Raw genomic sequence first — 16,655 nt, 5'->3', positions numbered from 1 at the left:
TGACACGCAGGACACGCAGGACACGCAGGACATCCGGATGGCCGCCCCCCCCAAAGGAGATGTCATGAGCACGAAGTCCCATATCACGACCTGGATTCTGATTGCGATGATCCTGGGTGCCGCCGTTGGCTATGCGTGCTACATCGCGTTTCCCGACCCGAAGGTGGCCAAGGAAGTGGCCGGGTACATCTCGCTCATCACGGATGTGTTCCTGCGGCTGATCAAGATGATCATCGCGCCACTCGTGTTCTCTACCCTGGTGATCGGCATCGCCCATATGGGGGATGCGGGCACCGTGGGACGGGTGGGCGGCAAGGCGATGGCGTGGTTCATTACCGCGTCGCTGGTGTCGCTGACCCTTGGCCTGATCATGGCGACGATGCTGGCGCCGGGCCACAACATCGGCCTGCCGTTGCCCGACGTGGGCTCTGCGACCAACCTCAAGACCAACGCCTTCACGCTGAAGGACTTCGTCACCCATCTGGTGCCCAGATCGGTGGGCGAGGCGATGGCGAACAACGAGATCCTGCAGATCGTGGTGTTCTCGATCTTCTTCGGCACCGCAATCTCGATGCTCGGCGAACGTGGCGCGCGCATGGCCGGCGTGATCGACGACCTCGCGCAGATCATGCTCAAGATCACCGGCGCGGTGATGTGGCTGGCACCGATCGCCGTGTTCGCGGCGATTGCGTCGACGGTGACCACGCAGGGGCTCGGCATCCTGGTGACCTTCGCCAAGTTCATGGGCAGCTTCTACCTGTCGCTGTTTGTGCTCTGGGCGCTGCTGGCGCTGGCCGGCTACATTTTCCTCGGTAGCCGCGTCTTCACACTGATCCGGCTCATCCGCGAGCCGTTCCTGATTTCGTTTTCGACGGCGAGCTCCGAAGCGGCCTATCCGAAGCTGCTCGATTCGCTCGACCGTTTCGGCGTCGATCGCAAGATTTCGAGCTTCGTGCTGCCGCTCGGCTATTCGTTCAACCTTGACGGCTCGATGATGTACTGCACGTTCGCGGTGCTGTTCATTGCGCAGGCGTATGACATCCACCTGCCGCTGGGCACGCAGATCACGATGCTGCTGCTGCTGATGCTGACTTCGAAGGGAATGGCCGGCGTGCCGCGCGCCTCGCTGGTGGTGATCGCCGCCACGCTGAACCAGTTCGGCATTCCGGAGGCGGGTTTGCTGCTGATCATGGGCGTGGACCAGTTCCTCGACATGGGCCGGTCGGCGACCAACGCGGTCGGCAATTCGATCGCCGCCGCCGTGGTGGCCAAGTGGGAAGGGCAGTTGTCGTCCGGGCCGGTTGCCGAGACCGAGAGCGCGATCGCTGCGGACGATGCGAGCACGGCGGAGGCCTGACATCATGGCGGCGCGCTTGCCGGGAATGCTGGCCGCACTGTGGCTGGGGCTGGTCGCGACGTTTGGCGCGACGCTGGCCGTGGCCCAGGACGCCACCGTGTTGAGCGGCACGCTCAAGAAAGCCAGGGACACCGGCACGCTGGTGATCGGCTATCGCGAGTCGTCGCTGCCGTTTTCGTACCTGAACCAGGCCAGCCGGCCTATCGGCTACTCGATCGACATCTGCACGGACATCGTGCAGGCCGCTAGCGAGGAGGTGGGCCGCGAGCTGGCCGTGAAGTGGGTGCCGGTGACGTCGGAGAACCGTTTCGAGGCGATTACCTCGGGCAGGATCGATCTCGAATGCGGATCGACCACGCGCAATGCCGAGCGCATGCAGACCGTCGCGTTCTCCCCGGTGATCTTTATCGCTGGCACCAAGCTGATGGTGCCGCGCGCATCACCGATCAAGTCGTTCCGCGACCTGAAGGGCAAGACCGTGGTGGTCACGGCAGGCACGACCAACGAGCAGGCCGTCGCGCAGTTGTCGAAGCGCTTTGACCTGAACATCAACCTGATCCGCGTGCGCGACCATGCCGACGCATTCGCGGTGCTGAGCCGGGGCGGCGCCGATGCCTACGCCGGCGACGATGTGCTGCTGTATGGCTTTCTGGCCCATTACGGCGCCGGCAAGAAGTTCATCATCACGCGCGATTTCATTTCGTATGACCCGTACGGGATCATGCTGCGCAAGGACGATCCGCAGTTCGCGGCGCTGGTCGGCAAGGCCGTGCGCGACGTGATCACCTCGGGCGACATGGAGCGGCTCTACAAGCAATGGTTCATGAACAAGTTGCCGACCGGCGAGCGGCTGGGGATTCCGATGAGCGCGGAGCTGGAGGGCATCATCGACGCCACGCCGGAACGGCCAGAATAGATATGCGCATTTGCGCACTTATGCGGTTTTGACAAGCACAGTTCCGGATTGGTGCGCCGCGATGGCGCAAACTGTACTCTTTCCGGCGGGGTAATTCTGTACGTCACGGGCGTCACATCGAGGGCCTAGTCTCTCGTGCATTGCAGCAAAAGTCGCCCCCCGATGACTACCCCGACGCCCGAAAAGGGCCATGTTGCCCCCTATACGCACCCGGCCGCCGGCTGGGGCGCGCTCAAGCAGGTCGCCATCAACCTCGTCAAGGAGAAGGTTGCTGGCGGCAAGTACAAGACGCTGTTCAAGCAGAACCAGCCGGACGGCTTCGACTGTCCAGGCTGCGCCTGGCCGGACCGCCAGCACGCGTCGACCTTCGAATTCTGCGAGAACGGCGTCAAGGCCGTGGCGGCCGAGGCCACCAGCAAGCGCGTGACCAACGCGTTCTTTGCGCAGTACACGGTCACCGAGCTGATGCGGCAGTCCGACTACGAGCTCGAGCAGCATGGTCGCCTGACGCACCCGGTGCGCTATGACGCCGCCACCGACAAGTACGTGCCGGTGGACTGGGACGAGGCATTCCGCCTGATCGCCGATCATCTGCGCCGGCTGGACGACCCCGACCGCGCCACGTTCTACACCTCGGGCCGTGCCAGCAACGAGGCGGCCTTCCTGTTCCAGCTGTTCGTGCGGATGTACGGGACGAACAACTTCCCGGATTGCTCGAACATGTGCCACGAGGCCACCAGCCGTGGCCTGCCGGTGACGGTGGGCGTGGGCAAGGCCACGGTGGTGCTCGACGACTTCCAGCTTGCCGACACGATCATGGTGTTCGGCCAGAATCCCGCCACCAACCATCCGCGCATGCTCAACGAGTTGCGCGATGCGGCGAAGCGCGGCGCCACGATCGTTTCGATCAACCCGCTCAAGGAGCGCGGCCTGCAGCGCTTCACGAGTCCGCAGCACGTCAGCGAGATGCTTACCGGCGGCAGCACGAAGATCGCCACGATGTTCGTTCGTCCGAAGCTGGCCGGTGACTTCGCGCTGCTCAAGGGCCTGGGCAAGCGTGTGATCGAACTCGACGACGCGGCCGTTGCCACGGGCGGCAAGCGTGTGGTGGACGTGGATTTCATCCGCGAGCACACCGCCGATTTCGATGCCTTCGCTACGGATCTGCGCGCCGAGAGCTGGGCCGATATCGTCGCGGAGTCCGGCGTGACGCGCGCGGACATCGATGCGTTGGCCGACGTCTATGTCCACAGCGAACGCACGATTGCCTGCTGGGGCATGGGACTGACGCAGCACAAGGATTCAGTGCGCACGATCCAGTTGCTGTCGAACGTGATGATGTTGCGTGGGAACATCGGCCGGCCCGGCGCAGGCCTGATGCCGGTACGCGGCCACTCGAACGTGCAGGGCGACCGCACGATGGGCATCGAGGAGCAGCCTGACGACGCCTTCCTGGACCGCCTTGGCGCCACGTTCGATTTCAAGCCGCCGCGCGCCCACGGGCAGGACGTGGTGGCCGCGATCAACGCGATGCTGGCCGGCAAGGTCAAGGTGTTCGTGGGTCTGGGCGGGAATTTCTCGATCGCCACACCCGATACGCCGCGCACGTGGGAGGCGCTGCGCCAGTGCGATCTCACGGTCAATATTGCCACCAAGCTCAACCGCAGCCATCTGGTGATCGGGAAGGATTCGCTGTTGCTGCCGACGCTGGGCCGCACCGAGATCGACGAGCAGAACGGCGTGCCGCAGGGTGTGACGGTCGAGGACTCGGTGTGCATGGTCCATCTCTCGTACGGCATGAACAAGCCGGCATCGCCGCACCTGCTGTCGGAGACCGCCATCGTGGCGCGCATGGCCGACGCCACGCTCGGCTCGGACAAGGTCGACTGGCGCTGGTACGCGCAGGACTATGCACGCATCCGCGACGCGATTGAAAAGGTGATTCCGGGCTTCGAGCGCTTCAACGAGCGCGTGGCGCATCCGGGTGGCTTTCATCTGACCCCGGCATCGCGCAACCGGGTCTGGAAGACCGCGTCGGGCAAGGCCCAGTTCCTGGTGCATGCCATCGACAAGGACACGCCGATCAAGCGCGCCCGCGCCCGCTACGGCGACGACATGATGGTCATGATGACCACGCGTTCGCACGACCAGTACAACACCACCATCTACGGACTCGACGATCGCTATCGTGGCGTGTACGGGCTGCGCCGCGTGGTGTTCATCCATCCCGCGGACCGCGCCCGGCTGGGCTTCGCGGAAGGCGAGCACGTCGATATCACGAGCGTCTGGGAAGACGGCGTGACGCGCCATGTGCAGGATTTCCGTCTGGTCGATTACGACATCCCCGAGGGTTGCCTGGGTGCGTACTATCCGGAGACCAATCCACTGGTGCCGCTGGAGAGCATCGGCGACCGATCCGGCACCCCGACGTCGAAATCGATTCCCGTGCGGCTGCGGCGCGCGGGCTGACCGGAGGCAGGAGCATGGTGGAAGACGAGTATGGGCAGGCCGGCTACGTCGAGCGCGAGATTCTGCGCCACACCGGGGGCCACACCGGGGGCCACACCGTTCCCGAGATCGATGACGTGGCGGAAGAAGTGCCGGTCGCGCTGGTCTACAACGGCATCTCGCACGCCGTGATGATGGCCACACCGCTCGATCTGGAAGCGTTCGCGATTGGCTTCTCGCTGACCGAGGGGATCGTCGACAGCGTTGCCGAGATCCGCGACATCGAGATCGCGCCGGGCTGCGACGGCATCGAGGTGCGTATCGAGATCGGCCAGCGTTCGTTCATGGCGCTGCGCGCGCACCGGCGCACGCTGGCCGGACGTACTGGCTGTGGCGTGTGCGGAACCGAAAGCCTGGCGCTGCTCGATCTGGAGCCGACGCCGGTTGGCGTGCCTGCGCGACGGATTGAACCGACGCCTGCGATGCTCCGTCACGCCACCGACGCATTGCAGGCGCGGCAGGTGTTGATGGCCGCGACCGGAGGCGTTCACGCGGCTGCATGGTGCGACGCGCAGGGCAACGTCGTTGCCGTGTTCGAGGACGTGGGTCGCCACAATGCGCTGGACAAGCTGATCGGCCATCTGGCCCGCACCCGCACGACGTTCGGCGATGGCTTTGTCCTGCTATCCAGCCGCGCCAGCTATGAACTCGTGCGCAAGGCCGCGCGAATGCGCATCCAGATGCTGGCCACGATCTCCGCGCCGACGTCGCTGGCCATCCGTATTGCCGCGCAGGCCGGCCTGCGCCTGCTGAGCTTCTGCCGCAAGGACGGTTTCGTCGAGTACACGGCGCCAGCAGAGAACGCGGGTTTCGTATTACGATCTGAGCCGCTGGCGGTACCGGGCTGACGCCCGGCCGGGCACCGCCAGCCAGATCGGAAATTACTGGCGAAAGGTTGGCGGTGTGACTCTCTACGAAAAACTTGCGGCCGATATCGAGGCGCTGGTCCAGCAAGGCGTATTGCTCCCGGGCGAGAAAATCCCCTCGGTGCGGCAGGCGGCGCAGCATCATCGCCTGAGCATCACCACGGTCGTGCGCGCGTATCTGCTGCTGGAATCGCGCGGCATTCTGGAGAGCCGGCCGCAATCGGGCTACTTCGTGCGTGCCCGGCCCGGCGAGCCACCGATCGACCTGCTGCCGACCCGACCCGCGGCACGCCCTTCGGCGGTGGATGTGAGCGCGCTCGTGTTGTCGACGCTGCGCTCGATCCGTGTCGATGACGCGGTGCCGCTCGGCTCGCCATATCCCGACCCCCGGCTCTATCCGTGGCAGCGCATCACGCAGTACGCCAATGCCATCGCCAAGCGCTACGACACGTGGAGCGTGCTCGATGACCTGCCGCCCGGCGCGCCACCACTGATTCGCCAGATCACGCGCCGCTACCTGGAGAACGGGCTGGCCGTCGATCCGAACGAGGTGATCGTCACGATCGGCGCCACCGAGGCCATCAACCTGTGCCTGCAGGCCGTGGCAAAGCCGGGCGACACCATTGCCGTGGAATCGCCAACGTACTACGCGATGCTGCACGCGATCGAGCGGCTGGGGATGCGTGCCGTGGAAGTGGCGACCGATCCCGTGGAGGGCATCGACGTGCAGGCGCTGGCGAAGCTGCTCGACGAACGCCCCGTGGCCGCGTGCATGGTGATGCCGAATTTCCAGAATCCGCTTGGCTTCCAGATGCCGGACGATCGCAAGCAGGCGCTGGTGGAATTGCTGACGGCGCGCGATATCCCGGTGATCGAGAACGACGTCTATGGCGAGCTGTTCTACGGCGACGTGCATCCGACCTCGCTCAAGTCCTACGATCGGGCCGGCATCGTACTGCATTGCTCGTCGTTCTCGAAGACGTTGACCAATGCGTACCGCATCGGCTGGGCGCTGCCGGGACGGTACCGGGAGAGGGTGGAGCGGCTCAAGTTCCTGAACACGCTGACCACCTCGACGATTCCGCAATTGGCCATCGCCGAATTCCTGCGCAAGGACGGCTACGACTTCCATCTGCGGCGCGTGCGCAAAGCCTATGCGCAGCAGGCCAACATCATGGCGGCGGCGGTGCGTCGCTTCTTTCCGCAGGGCACGCGCGTGTCGCGTCCCGCTGGCGGGTATGTGCTGTGGGTGGAGTTGCCGGAGGAGGTGGACGCGATGGCCCTTTATCACGCGGCGCTGGAGCGACGCATCACGGTGGCGCCCGGCCACATCTTCTCGCCGGTGCCGACCTATGCCAACTGCATCCGACTTAACTACAGCAGCGCATGGACGCCAGACATGGAGGCGGCCGTCGTTACGCTCGGCAAGCTGGTGGCGACATTGCAGGCGCGGGAGGCAATATGAGCGATGACGTGAACGAACAGGAGGGCATCGACCCGGTGCTGGAGGCGATCCTCCGCGCGCTTTGGGAGCATGCACGGGAAGCCGGCGGCGACCTGTCGCTGGCGCGACTCAGCAAGCGGGCCGAGGCGCAGATGAGCGTGCTGAGGCGGGTGCTGACGCAACTGGCCGACGCGGGACTGGCGGTGATGACGCTGGAAGAGGATGGCCGGGGCTCGGCGCGGCTGACGGAGGAGGGCGAGGCGTTGTGCGGGCAGTTGTTCGAGGGGGATGACGGGCGGATGCCGCATTGACGGGGCATGTGGGGCATGTGGTTGCCATGCCCCGCCCGAACTCTCAAACCACCTTTCCGGGGTTCATCAAGCCTTGCGGATCCAGCGCCTGCTTGATGGCCCGCATCATCGTCAGCTCCACCTCGCTCTTGTAGCGGCGGTTCTCTTCGCGCTTGAGCTGGCCAAGACCGTGTTCCGCCGAGATCGAGCCGTTGTGGACGTGCACGCTGTTGTGGACGATCAGGTTGATCGCATCCTGATGCGACAGGAACTGGTCATGATCCACGCCGACCGGCGGTGACACGTTGTAGTGCAGGTTGCCATCGCCAAGATGGCCGAACGTGACCATGCGCGCGCCGGGGAAGGCGTCTTGCAGCAGCGTGTCGGTGGTCTCGATGAAGTCCGCCACGCGCGAGATCGGCACGGCGATATCGTGCTTGATGTTCTTGCCTTCCTCGACCTGCGCCAGCGGAATGTGTTCGCGCAGGTTCCAGAAATCGCGTGACTGCTGTACCGATTCGGCCACCACGGCATCCTTGACCACGCCGGCTTCGAACGCGACCTCCATCATCTTTTCGAAGATCGTCCGCGCGTGTTCCTCGCTCTCGCTGTCGGACAGTTCCAGCAGAACGAGTTGCGGATGATGGGCGGTGAACGGGTAGCGCAACTGCGGGTAGTGCTTCGTCACCAGATCCATGCACATCGCGGACATCAGCTCGAAACCGGTCAGCATGGCGCCCGCGTGCGACTGCGCGATGGCCAGCAGCGCCAGCGCGGCGCGTGGGCTTTCAACGGCGGCCAGCGCGGTGACCCGTGCGCGCGGCGCCGGAAACAGTTTCATGACCGCCGCGGTGATGATACCGAGCGTGCCTTCGGCGCCGATGAACAGGTCGCGCAGGTCATAGCCGGTATTGTCCTTGCGCAGGCCGCGCAGGCCGTCCCAGACCTCGCCCTTGATGTTCACGACCTCGAGCCCCAGACAGAGTTCGCGCGTGTTGCCGTAGCGCAGCACGGCCGTGCCGCCCGCGTTGGTCGACAGGTTGCCGCCGATCGTGCAGCTGCCTTCGGCCGCCAGCGAGAGCGGGAACAGCCGGCCGTGTGTCTGCGCGACCTCCTGCAATTGCTGCAGGATCACGCCGGCCTCGACGGTGATCGTGTTATTGAGCGGGTCGACCTGCCGCACGCGGTTCATGCGCTGCAGGGACAGCACCACCGTGCCACGCGCGGCGGCATCGCCGGGCTCGGGGGTGGCGCCGCCGCACAGGCCCGTGTTGCCGCCCTGAGGCACCACGGCCAGCTTGTGCGCATGGCAGGCACGCATCACCGCCGCGACTTCCTCGGTCGAGCCGGGACGCAGCACGGCCAGCGCGTCGCCGGTGTAACGGTGGCGCCAGTCGGTCAGGTAGGGGGCCTTGTCGGCCGGGTCGGTCAGCACGTTCTGCGAACCGATGGCTGCGCGGCAAAGATCGAGGAAGGAATCGGAGTGCATGGCAGTCAGTGGTTGGATTGCGTTTTGGTTGCCGTTTTGGTTGCCGTCTTGGTCGCTGTTTTGGCCAATGCCTTGGCGCGCCGTTTGAAGGGGCGCAGGTAGAGGATCGTGCTGGAGAAGAACAGCAGCGTCAGCGCTACCTCGCCCCAGGCCAGCCAGGAAGAGGGGGCCCGGTCGCTGGTCGCGCGGACGATGCCCTCGGTGAAGTAGAGCAGGATCAGCATCGACGACCACTGCATCGTATAGCGGTTGCGTGCGAGCACACCGCGCAGCACCGGCAGCAGCAGCACGAATTTCAAGACCAGCCAGGAACCGCCCGGACGCAACGGCGCCAGGAACCACTCCCATGCGATGCAGAGCAGCATCAGGGCGATCAGGCTGGCCAGGCTCAGGCGCCAGAGCGCCGGGTTGTGCAGGGCGTCGGGCGAGCCGTCCCGATGGATGTCCGGTGAGTTCATCGCGCCAGCTTCAATGCGGTTTCCGCCAGGCGGCGGCCCATCGCGGTGGCGAGCGATGCTTCCTGCTCGGTGATCGGGCCGTGATTGTCCACGTGGGCGTAATGGCTCGGGCCATACGGCGTGCCGCCTGCCGTGGTCGTCATCAGGCCGGACTCGGCGTAGGGCAGGCCGACGATCAACATGCCGTGGTGCAGCAGCGGCAGCATCATCGAGAGCAGTGTGGTCTCCTGGCCGCCGTGCAGGCTGCCCGTCGACGTGAACACGCAGGCCGGCTTGCCAGTCAGCGCGCCGGAGAGCCACTGGGCGACGGTGCCGTCGAGAAAGTACTTCATCGGCGCGGCCATGTTGCCGAAGCGCGTCGGGCTGCCCAGCGCCAGTCCGGCGCATTCCTCGAGGTCGCGCAGTTCGGCATACGGGGCGCCTTCGGGCGGGATGTCCGGCGCGGTGGCCTCGCAGACCGTGGAAACCGGCGGGACGGTGCGCAGGCGGGATTGGGCGCCGGGCACGCTGTCGATACCGCGGGCGATCAGTTCGGCGAGCTTGCGGGTGGCGCCGTGACGGCTGTAGTAAAGGACGAGAATGTCGGTCATGGATGGTTTGGCAGGGCGCGGTCGGCGCAAGTGCATTGCGCGTATTATATTTGCGTGAGTTTGCCATCATCCCATTGAGGATCATCCGATCGAGGAGAAAGCCCCCGCATGACCGCTGTACGCATCGCCCGCCTGCGCAGGGAGTGGAACCTGCAGAAAGTGCGTGCACTTGCCCGCTATGCGTTGCGCCGCGCCGGCGAGGACCGCCTGCCCCAGGTATCGGCCAGCCTGACGTTCACGACCGTGCTGGCGGTGGTGCCGGTGCTGACCGTTGCCTTCGCGCTGCTGGCCGCGTTTCCGGTGTTCCGGGATTTCCGTGGCCAGATCGAGATGTTCCTGTTCCAGAACCTGATTCCGGGCGGCAATGTCAGCGACTCGGTGTCGCGTTATATCGGACAGTTCTCCCGCAGCGCGCGTGGCCTGACGGCATTGGGCCTGGCTGGGCTGATGGTGACGTCCGTGCTGACGATGCTGACCGTCGAGGACGCGCTCAATGCGATCTGGCGCGTCAGGCGGCGCCGGCCATTCGCGCAACGGGTGCTGGTGTTCTGGGCCGTGCTGACGCTCGGGCCGGTGCTGATCGGCGCGAGCCTGTCCGTCAGCTCGTACCTGATGTCGGTCTCGATGGGCTACGTCGGCAACCTGCCGTTCGGCGTCGGGGTCGTGATCAGCCTGGTGCCGGTGCTGCTCTCCGCGCTCGCCTTTGCCTTCCTTTACATGGCGGTGCCCTATGCCTACGTGGAGTGGCGCGATGCGATCGTCGCCGGCATCGTGGCGGCTGTCGCCTTTGAAGTCGCCAAGCGCGGCTTTGGCTACTTCATCACCCATATCCCCACCTACACAGCCGTATATGGCACCTTCGCCGTGCTGCCGCTGTTCCTGCTGTGGATGTACGTGAGCTGGCTGGTGACGCTGCTCGGCGCGACGATCGCGGCCAATCTGCCGGTGATCCGCGAGGGACACTGGCGTCGGCGGACGTTCGCGGGCAGTGAGTTCTTCGATGCCCTTGGCATCCTGTATCTGCTGTACCGCGCGCGGGACGAGGTGCCGCGTACCGTCGGCGAACTGGATATGGGTCGCAAGCTGCGGATGGAGGCCGACTATCTCTCCGGCCTGCTGACCAAGCTCAAGGCCATGCATCTGGTGGGCAAGCTTCAGCAGGATCGGGGTCAGGCACACTGGGCGTTGCTCTGCGATCCGTCGCAGGTCACGCTACGCACGCTGCACGACAGGCTGGTGCTGAACATGGCGCGCCTGCCGCGCACCGCGCTGGCCCAACAGATGCAGGGGGCGGAGGCATTGCGGTCGATCCTGGAGAATCCGCAACTCGAGCAGACGCTGGACGCGGTGTTCCGCCAGCAGACGGCCGGGGCGGCCGCGAACGAGGAAACGGGCCGCCGCGATCGCAAGGTGGTGGAAGTTGTCCCGCCGGGCTGGCACGGGCAGGTCTAGGAAACCGTTTCAGATTGTTTCTGGCGTCGTTGCGGGGCCTTGCCGTACCACCGGTACTGTTTGCGCCCCGCGTCAAGCCAGAACGGCTGCGCTTCATCCCTATACGGCTTCCGTTTTTGGGTGGCAGGACAGCCGTTCAGAACCTGATCTTGCCGCGCAGGATGTCCGCGTACATGACCCAGTCGCCCATCAGGCTGTAGAACGGATGCTTGAACGTGGCCGGGCGGTTCTTCTCGAAGCCGAAGTGCCCGACCCAGGCAAACGCATAGCCTGACACCAGGGCCGCCAGTAGCCACCACGCATTGCCGGTGACCAGTAGCGTCACCAGGCAGGCCAGCGCGACCGTCGACCCGACGAAATGCAGGCGGCGGCAGGTGCGGTTCCGGTGCTCGTTCAGGTAGAACGGGTAGAAATCGGCAAAGCTGGCGAACTCCTTGGTGTGGGCCTGGGCCATGGCAGTCTCCTGTTTTCTTCTTTTTGGTGTTTCCTAGCGGGCGGTCTTCGCGAATCCCGCCAGGGCGTCCAGCACCTCGTCGGGCTTTTCTCCCATCATGGCGTGTCCGCTCGGCACCGTGACGATCCTGGCGTTCTTCATCTTGCTGGCCAGGGCCTGGGCCGCCTTGGGCGACGTCATCATGTCCTTGGTGCCCACCACGAACAGGGCGGGACATGCCACCGCCGCTGCGGCTTCCTCGCCATGCGCGTAGCCGTTGCACGCCGAGAAGTCGGTATGGAACACATGCGCCCCGGGATTGCGCGCCGAGATCCGCTCCATCAGGCGCTGGCTGCCGCCGTGCATCCACGCGCCCGGGCCGGGGGAGGAGGGTTTGTTCGCAAGGCTCGAGATCGACCACTGGTTGACCATCGCGATGGCATCGCCTTCGCGGTTCAGGGCGGCGTCGAGCAGGGCGTCGGACACCTTCATCGGATAGGCGGTGGCCAGCAGGCCGATCGCGCGCACCGCCTGGGGGTGCCGCGCCGCGCATTCGAGCGCGATCAGGGAGCCCATGCTGTGGCCGAACACCAGTGCCGGCGCCTTCACGCCGGCTGCCGCGACCAGCGCCATCACCCAGTCGGCCAATTCCTCGACCGACGTCAGCGGCGCGCCTTCGCTGCGATTGTGGCCGGGCAGGTCGACGGCCAGCACCGAGAAACCGTGATTGGCGAACCAGCGCGTCTGCAGCCCCCAGACGCTGTGATCGTTCTGCGCGCCGTGCACGAAGACGGCGCAGGGCAGGGCGGGGTCGAACGGCTTGCCGCCGGTGTAGGCGTAGGCCTTGTGGCCGGAGAGGTTCAGTTCCATCAGGCTTTCCCTCCCATGGCCTTCTCGGCGGCCTTGAGGCCGCGTTTCAGGTCGTCGATCAGGTCGTCCGGATCCTCCAGGCCGATCGACAGGCGGATTGTGCCTTCGCCGATGCCGGCCGCGCGCAGCGCTGCGGCGTCCATGCGGAAGTGGGTGGTGGACGCCGGATGGATCACCAGTGAGCGTGCATCGCCCACGTTGGCCAGGTGCGAGAACAGCGACAGGCTTTCGATGAAGCGCTGGCCGGCGGTGCGGTCGGCCTTGAGGTTGAAGCTGAACACCGCGCCGCAGCCGCGCGGCAGCAGGCGCTTGGCCAGTTCGTAGTCCGGGTGCGATTCGAGCTCAGGATAGGCTACCGACTCGACCATCGGGTGGCTGGCCAGGAACTGCACCACGCGCCGCGTGTTGTCGACGTGGCGGCTCATGCGCAGCGGCAACGTCTCGATGCCCTGCAGGAGCTGCCAGGCAGCCATCGGATTCATGCAGGCGCCGAAGTCGCGCAGGCCCTCGCGCCGCGCGCGCAGCAGAAACGGCGCAACCGTGCTTTCCTCGGTGAACACCATGTTGTGGAAGCCCTCGTACGGCTCGGACAGTTCCGGGAAGCGGCCCGAGGCTTCGAAATCAAACGTGCCGCCTTCCGAGAGCACACCGCCGATCGTCGTGCCATGGCCGCCCAGGAACTTGGTGGCCGAGTGGTAGAGCAGCCCGGCGCCGTGGTCGAACGGGCGCAGCAGGTAGGGCGTGGTGAACGTCGAGTCCACCAGCAGCGGAATGCCGTGTTCCTGGCCGATCTGGGCCACGGTGGCGATGTCGAGCACGTCCAGGCCGGGGTTGCCCAGTGTTTCACCGAAGAGCAGCTTCGTCTCGGGGCGGATCGCGGCGCGCCAGGCGTCGATGTCGCGCGGATTGACGAAGGTGGTCTCGATGCCGAAGCGGCGCAGCGTGTAGTGCAGCAGGTTGTGGGACCCGCCATAGAGCGCGGTGGACGCCACGATATGGGCGCCCGCGCCCATCAGCGTGGCTACGGCCAGGTGCAGGGCGGCCTGGCCCGAGGCCGTGGCAATGGCGCCCGCGCCGTTTTCCAGCGCGGCCACGCGCTCCTCGAACACGGCGACCGTGGGGTTGCTGATGCGCGAATAGACGTGTCCGGCGCGTTCCATATTGAACAGCGATGCGGCGTGCTCGCTGTCGCGGAATACGAAGGATGTGGTCAGATGGATCGGTGTGGCGCGGGCCCCGGTGGTGGGGTCGGGCGCGGCGCCGGCGTGCAGGGCCAGCGTGTCAAAGCGGGTACCGGACATGGTGAAAGGGCTCGGTTTGCCGAGCCATGGGTAGTTGTCTCCGTCCGGCATCGTAGCACCATACGCCACATGCGTAACCCGGGAATCCACGGCGGGACGGGCGCTGGAAGCCGCGCTCGCTTTACTTGAGACGGCGGTTTGGGCTAGGATCGACCATCGGGCGCGCCCCTCACGAAACCAGCCTGAATACCATCAGGCACAGCAATACGCAAAGCAGCGGAGACACCATCATGAAAGTCAGCGATATCCTGCAACTCAAGGGCAACACGCTCTTTACCGTCACGCCGGATACGCCACTGATGCAGGCCGTCCAGGCGATGGCCGAGCACGACATTGGCTCGCTGGTGGTGATGGAATACGGCGATCTCGTCGGGATGCTGACCTTCCGCGAGATCATCGAGACAATGGCCGCCAACAACGGCACGCTGGGCACCCACAGCATCCGCAAGCTCATGGACGACGCGCCGCTGACCTGCACCCCCGAGACCGACGTCAACGAAGTGCGCCGCATGATGCTGGAGCGCCACACCCGTTACCTGCCAGTACTCGACAATCGCACACTGATGGGCGTGATCTCGTTCTACGACGTAGCCAAATCCGTGGTGGAAGAGCAGAGCTTCGAGAACAAGATGCTCAAGGCCTATATCCGCGACTGGCCCGAAGAGAAGGAAGAGCGCGCCGGCTGATCCCCTCGGCAGTCCTGGCGCCCCTTGCAGGTATGATGGCGGCGGCCTGATGCCCCGGCGGGTAACCGGGGTCAATAAGAAACGCTGCTCATGAGCCAACAAAGCCAGTTTCGCCTGCTTGGCGCGCGCCGGTTTGCGCCGTTCTTCTGGACGCAGTTCCTTGGGGCGATGAACGACAACGTCTTCAAGGTCGCCTTCACTTCCCTGGTTACCTACCATGCCACGCTGTTCGAGGGTGTCGACCCCCACAGCGCGGCATTCCTGATTTCAGCGATCTTCATCGCGCCGTTCGTGCTGTTCTCCGCCACGAGCGGCCAGATTGCCGACAAGATCGAAAAATCGAAGCTGATCCGGCTGGTCAAGTCGCTGGAGATCGCGATCATGCTGGTCGGGCTGGCCGGCTTCTATCTGCACAGCGCCACACTGCTATACCTCGGCACTTTCCTGATGGGGCTGCATTCGACCCTGTTCGGCCCGGTCAAATTCGCCTATCTGCCGCAGCATCTGGACCAGACCGAACTGGTTGGCGGCAACGGTCTGGTGGAAATGGGCACGTTCGTGGCCATTCTGTTCGGCACGCTGCTTGGCGGCGAGATGGCCGGCATCGCGCGCGGCGATGGCACCGTGATCGGTCCGCTGTACGTCGGTATCGCCTGTGTGGCTATCGCCGTGGCGGGGCGGGCGGTGTCGCAGGGTATCCCCCTGTCGCCCGCCCCGCAGCCGGACCTCCGCATCAACTGGAACCCGTTCACCGAGACCTGGCGCAACCTCATGCTTGCGCGCGAGCGCCGCGTGGTGTTCCTGAGCCTGCTCGGTATTTCGTGGCTCTGGTTTCTCGGGGCGACATTCCTGACCTCGTTCTTCAGCTTCGCCAAGGACGTGCTGGGCGGCGATCAGAACGTGGTGACGCTGCTGCTGGCCGTATTCTCGATCGGCATCGGCACCGGGTCGCTGCTGTGCGAGCGGCTGTCCGGGCGTCACGTGGAAATCGGCCTGGTGCCGTTCGGCTCGATCGGCATGACGGTGTTCGCCGTCGATCTGTACCTGGCTTCGCACGGGCTCGGCGCCGGCGCCTCGCTGAACGGCATCCCCGGATTCCTGGCTCAGCCGGGCACCTGGCGTGTGCTGGTGGATCTGTTCGGCGTGGCGATGTTCGGCGGCTTCTACAGCGTGCCGCTCTATGCGCTGATCCAGAGCCGGTCCGCACCCACGCACCGCGCACGGATCATCGCGGCCAACAACATCCTGAACAGCTTCTTCATGATCGGCGCCTCGCTGCTGGGCGTGTACATGACCCAGGCCGGCTACACCATTCCGCAACTGTTCCTGGTGGTGGGGCTGCTCAACGCCGTGGTGGCGATCTACATCTACACGCTGGTGCCCGAGTTCCTGCTGCGTTTTATCGCCTGGGTGCTGGTGCATACGATCTACCGCCTGCGCCGCATCAACGCCGAACGCATCCCGGAGGAGGGGCCGGCGGTGCTGGTCTGCAACCATGTCAGCTTTGCCGATGCGGTGGTGCTGATGGCGGCCAGCCCCCGGCCGGTGCGCTTCGTGATGGACCACAACATCTTCAAGGTGCCGTTGCTGTCGTGGTTCTTCCGGCAGGCCAAGGCGATTCCGATCGCACCCGCGCACGAAAATCCGGAGATGCTGGCGCGCGCCTACGACACCGTGGCGGCCGCGCTGGCTGATGGCGACCTCGTCTGCATCTTCCCCGAAGGCAAGATCACAGCCACTGGCGACGTCAATCCGTTCAAGAGCGGTGTGCGCCAGATTATTGAGCGAACGCCGGTGCCGGTGGTGCCGATGGCGTTGCGCGGGCTCTGGGGAAGCTTCTTCTCGCGCAAAGGCGCGCCGGCGATGACCCGTCCGTTCCGGCGCGGCATCCTGAGCAAGCTGGAACTGGTGGTTGGTGAGCCGGTGCCGCCCGAAGCGGCCACGCCGGAGAGTCTTCAACAAATGGTGCTCGCGCTGCGCGGCGACTGGAAATAG

The 16,655-nt window shown here is 65.3% G+C and carries 15 protein-coding genes; 9 read left to right on the top strand and 6 right to left on the bottom strand.

The window, feature by feature from the left end; all coding sequences use genetic code 11:
• Positions 1-64 precede the first annotated feature (64 nt).
• The 6 genes from B2246_RS07155 (at position 65) to B2246_RS07130 (ending at position 7,402) form a co-directional block, all read left to right on the top strand.
• A complete protein-coding gene (locus B2246_RS07155) occupies positions 65-1,357 on the top strand; it encodes a dicarboxylate/amino acid:cation symporter (protein ID WP_008650557.1) in 1,293 nt (430 codons plus the stop codon).
• A 4-nt stretch (positions 1,358-1,361) separates the two neighbouring features.
• Complete coding sequence (locus B2246_RS07150) at positions 1,362-2,273, top strand: amino acid ABC transporter substrate-binding protein (RefSeq protein WP_035881851.1); 912 nt, start codon at positions 1,362-1,364, stop codon at positions 2,271-2,273.
• Positions 2,274-2,435: 162 nt separating this feature from the next.
• Positions 2,436-4,742 carry an FdhF/YdeP family oxidoreductase gene (locus B2246_RS07145; RefSeq protein WP_008650550.1) on the top strand — a complete coding sequence of 769 codons (2,307 nt, stop codon included), beginning with the start codon at positions 2,436-2,438 and terminating at the stop codon, positions 4,740-4,742.
• 14 nt (positions 4,743-4,756) lie between these two features.
• Positions 4,757-5,629, top strand: a complete 873-nt coding sequence (fdhD, locus tag B2246_RS07140) for a formate dehydrogenase accessory sulfurtransferase FdhD (protein WP_186425279.1) — start codon at positions 4,757-4,759, stop codon at positions 5,627-5,629.
• Between the two features lie 55 nt (positions 5,630-5,684).
• Entirely contained in the window at positions 5,685-7,112 is a 1,428-nt protein-coding gene (locus B2246_RS07135; RefSeq protein ID WP_008650546.1) for a PLP-dependent aminotransferase family protein, read from the top strand.
• The gene (locus tag B2246_RS07130) at positions 7,109-7,402 is read left to right on the top strand and encodes a hypothetical protein (RefSeq protein WP_008650545.1); all 294 of its coding nucleotides are present in this window, start codon (positions 7,109-7,111) and stop codon (positions 7,400-7,402) included. Before B2246_RS07135 ends, B2246_RS07130 begins: the two co-directional genes overlap by 4 nt.
• Positions 7,403-7,445: 43 nt before the next feature.
• Here B2246_RS07130 and B2246_RS07125 read toward each other — a convergent pair whose 3' ends face one another.
• Genes B2246_RS07125 through wrbA form a run of 3 tightly spaced genes read right to left on the bottom strand, consistent with a single transcriptional unit; the run spans position 7,446 to position 9,918 of the window.
• The gene (locus B2246_RS07125) at positions 7,446-8,870 is read right to left on the bottom strand and encodes an FAD-binding oxidoreductase (protein WP_008650544.1); all 1,425 of its coding nucleotides are present in this window, start codon (positions 8,868-8,870) and stop codon (positions 7,446-7,448) included.
• Between the two features lie 5 nt (positions 8,871-8,875).
• Positions 8,876-9,328: a DUF2069 domain-containing protein gene (locus B2246_RS07120; protein WP_286880938.1), complete on the bottom strand. Its 453-nt coding sequence runs from the start codon at positions 9,326-9,328 to the stop codon at positions 8,876-8,878.
• Positions 9,325-9,918, bottom strand: a complete 594-nt coding sequence (gene wrbA / locus B2246_RS07115; protein WP_008650538.1) for an NAD(P)H:quinone oxidoreductase — start codon at positions 9,916-9,918, stop codon at positions 9,325-9,327. The genes B2246_RS07120 and wrbA overlap by 4 nt, the downstream gene beginning before the upstream one ends.
• Positions 9,919-10,026: 108 nt before the next feature.
• Between wrbA and B2246_RS07110 the strand changes: the two genes are divergently transcribed.
• On the top strand, positions 10,027-11,370 hold the full coding sequence (locus B2246_RS07110) for a YihY family inner membrane protein (RefSeq protein WP_008650536.1): 1,344 nt from the start codon (positions 10,027-10,029) through the stop codon (positions 11,368-11,370).
• Positions 11,371-11,506: 136 nt separating this feature from the next.
• On the opposite strand, the gene B2246_RS07105 is transcribed toward B2246_RS07110, so the two are convergent.
• From B2246_RS07105 to B2246_RS07095, 3 genes are read right to left on the bottom strand one after another with little or no spacing between them, the layout of a single operon-like run.
• The gene (locus tag B2246_RS07105; protein ID WP_008650535.1) at positions 11,507-11,824 is read right to left on the bottom strand and encodes a DUF962 domain-containing protein; all 318 of its coding nucleotides are present in this window, start codon (positions 11,822-11,824) and stop codon (positions 11,507-11,509) included.
• Between the two features lie 33 nt (positions 11,825-11,857).
• Positions 11,858-12,673 (bottom strand): alpha/beta fold hydrolase, encoded by an 816-nt coding sequence (locus B2246_RS07100; RefSeq protein ID WP_286880935.1) that lies wholly within the window; start codon positions 12,671-12,673, stop codon positions 11,858-11,860.
• The gene (locus B2246_RS07095; RefSeq protein WP_008650532.1) at positions 12,673-13,974 is read right to left on the bottom strand and encodes an O-acetylhomoserine aminocarboxypropyltransferase; all 1,302 of its coding nucleotides are present in this window, start codon (positions 13,972-13,974) and stop codon (positions 12,673-12,675) included. The genes B2246_RS07100 and B2246_RS07095 overlap by 1 nt, the downstream gene beginning before the upstream one ends.
• Positions 13,975-14,204: 230 nt before the next feature.
• Here B2246_RS07095 and B2246_RS07090 point away from each other — a divergent pair, with 230 nt between their 5' ends.
• Positions 14,205-14,660, top strand: a complete 456-nt coding sequence (locus B2246_RS07090; protein ID WP_008650530.1) for a CBS domain-containing protein — start codon at positions 14,205-14,207, stop codon at positions 14,658-14,660.
• 90 nt (positions 14,661-14,750) lie between these two features.
• Positions 14,751-16,655 carry an MFS transporter gene (locus B2246_RS07085; RefSeq protein WP_008650529.1) on the top strand — a complete coding sequence of 635 codons (1,905 nt, stop codon included), beginning with the start codon at positions 14,751-14,753 and terminating at the stop codon, positions 16,653-16,655.

It is taken from the genome of Cupriavidus sp. UBA2010, assembly GCF_002335265.1.
Lineage (GTDB): Bacteria > Pseudomonadota > Gammaproteobacteria > Burkholderiales > Burkholderiaceae > Cupriavidus > Cupriavidus metallidurans.
Note: the sequence above shows the minus strand (reverse complement) of the source record. Positions and strands in the feature narration are given on the sequence as shown.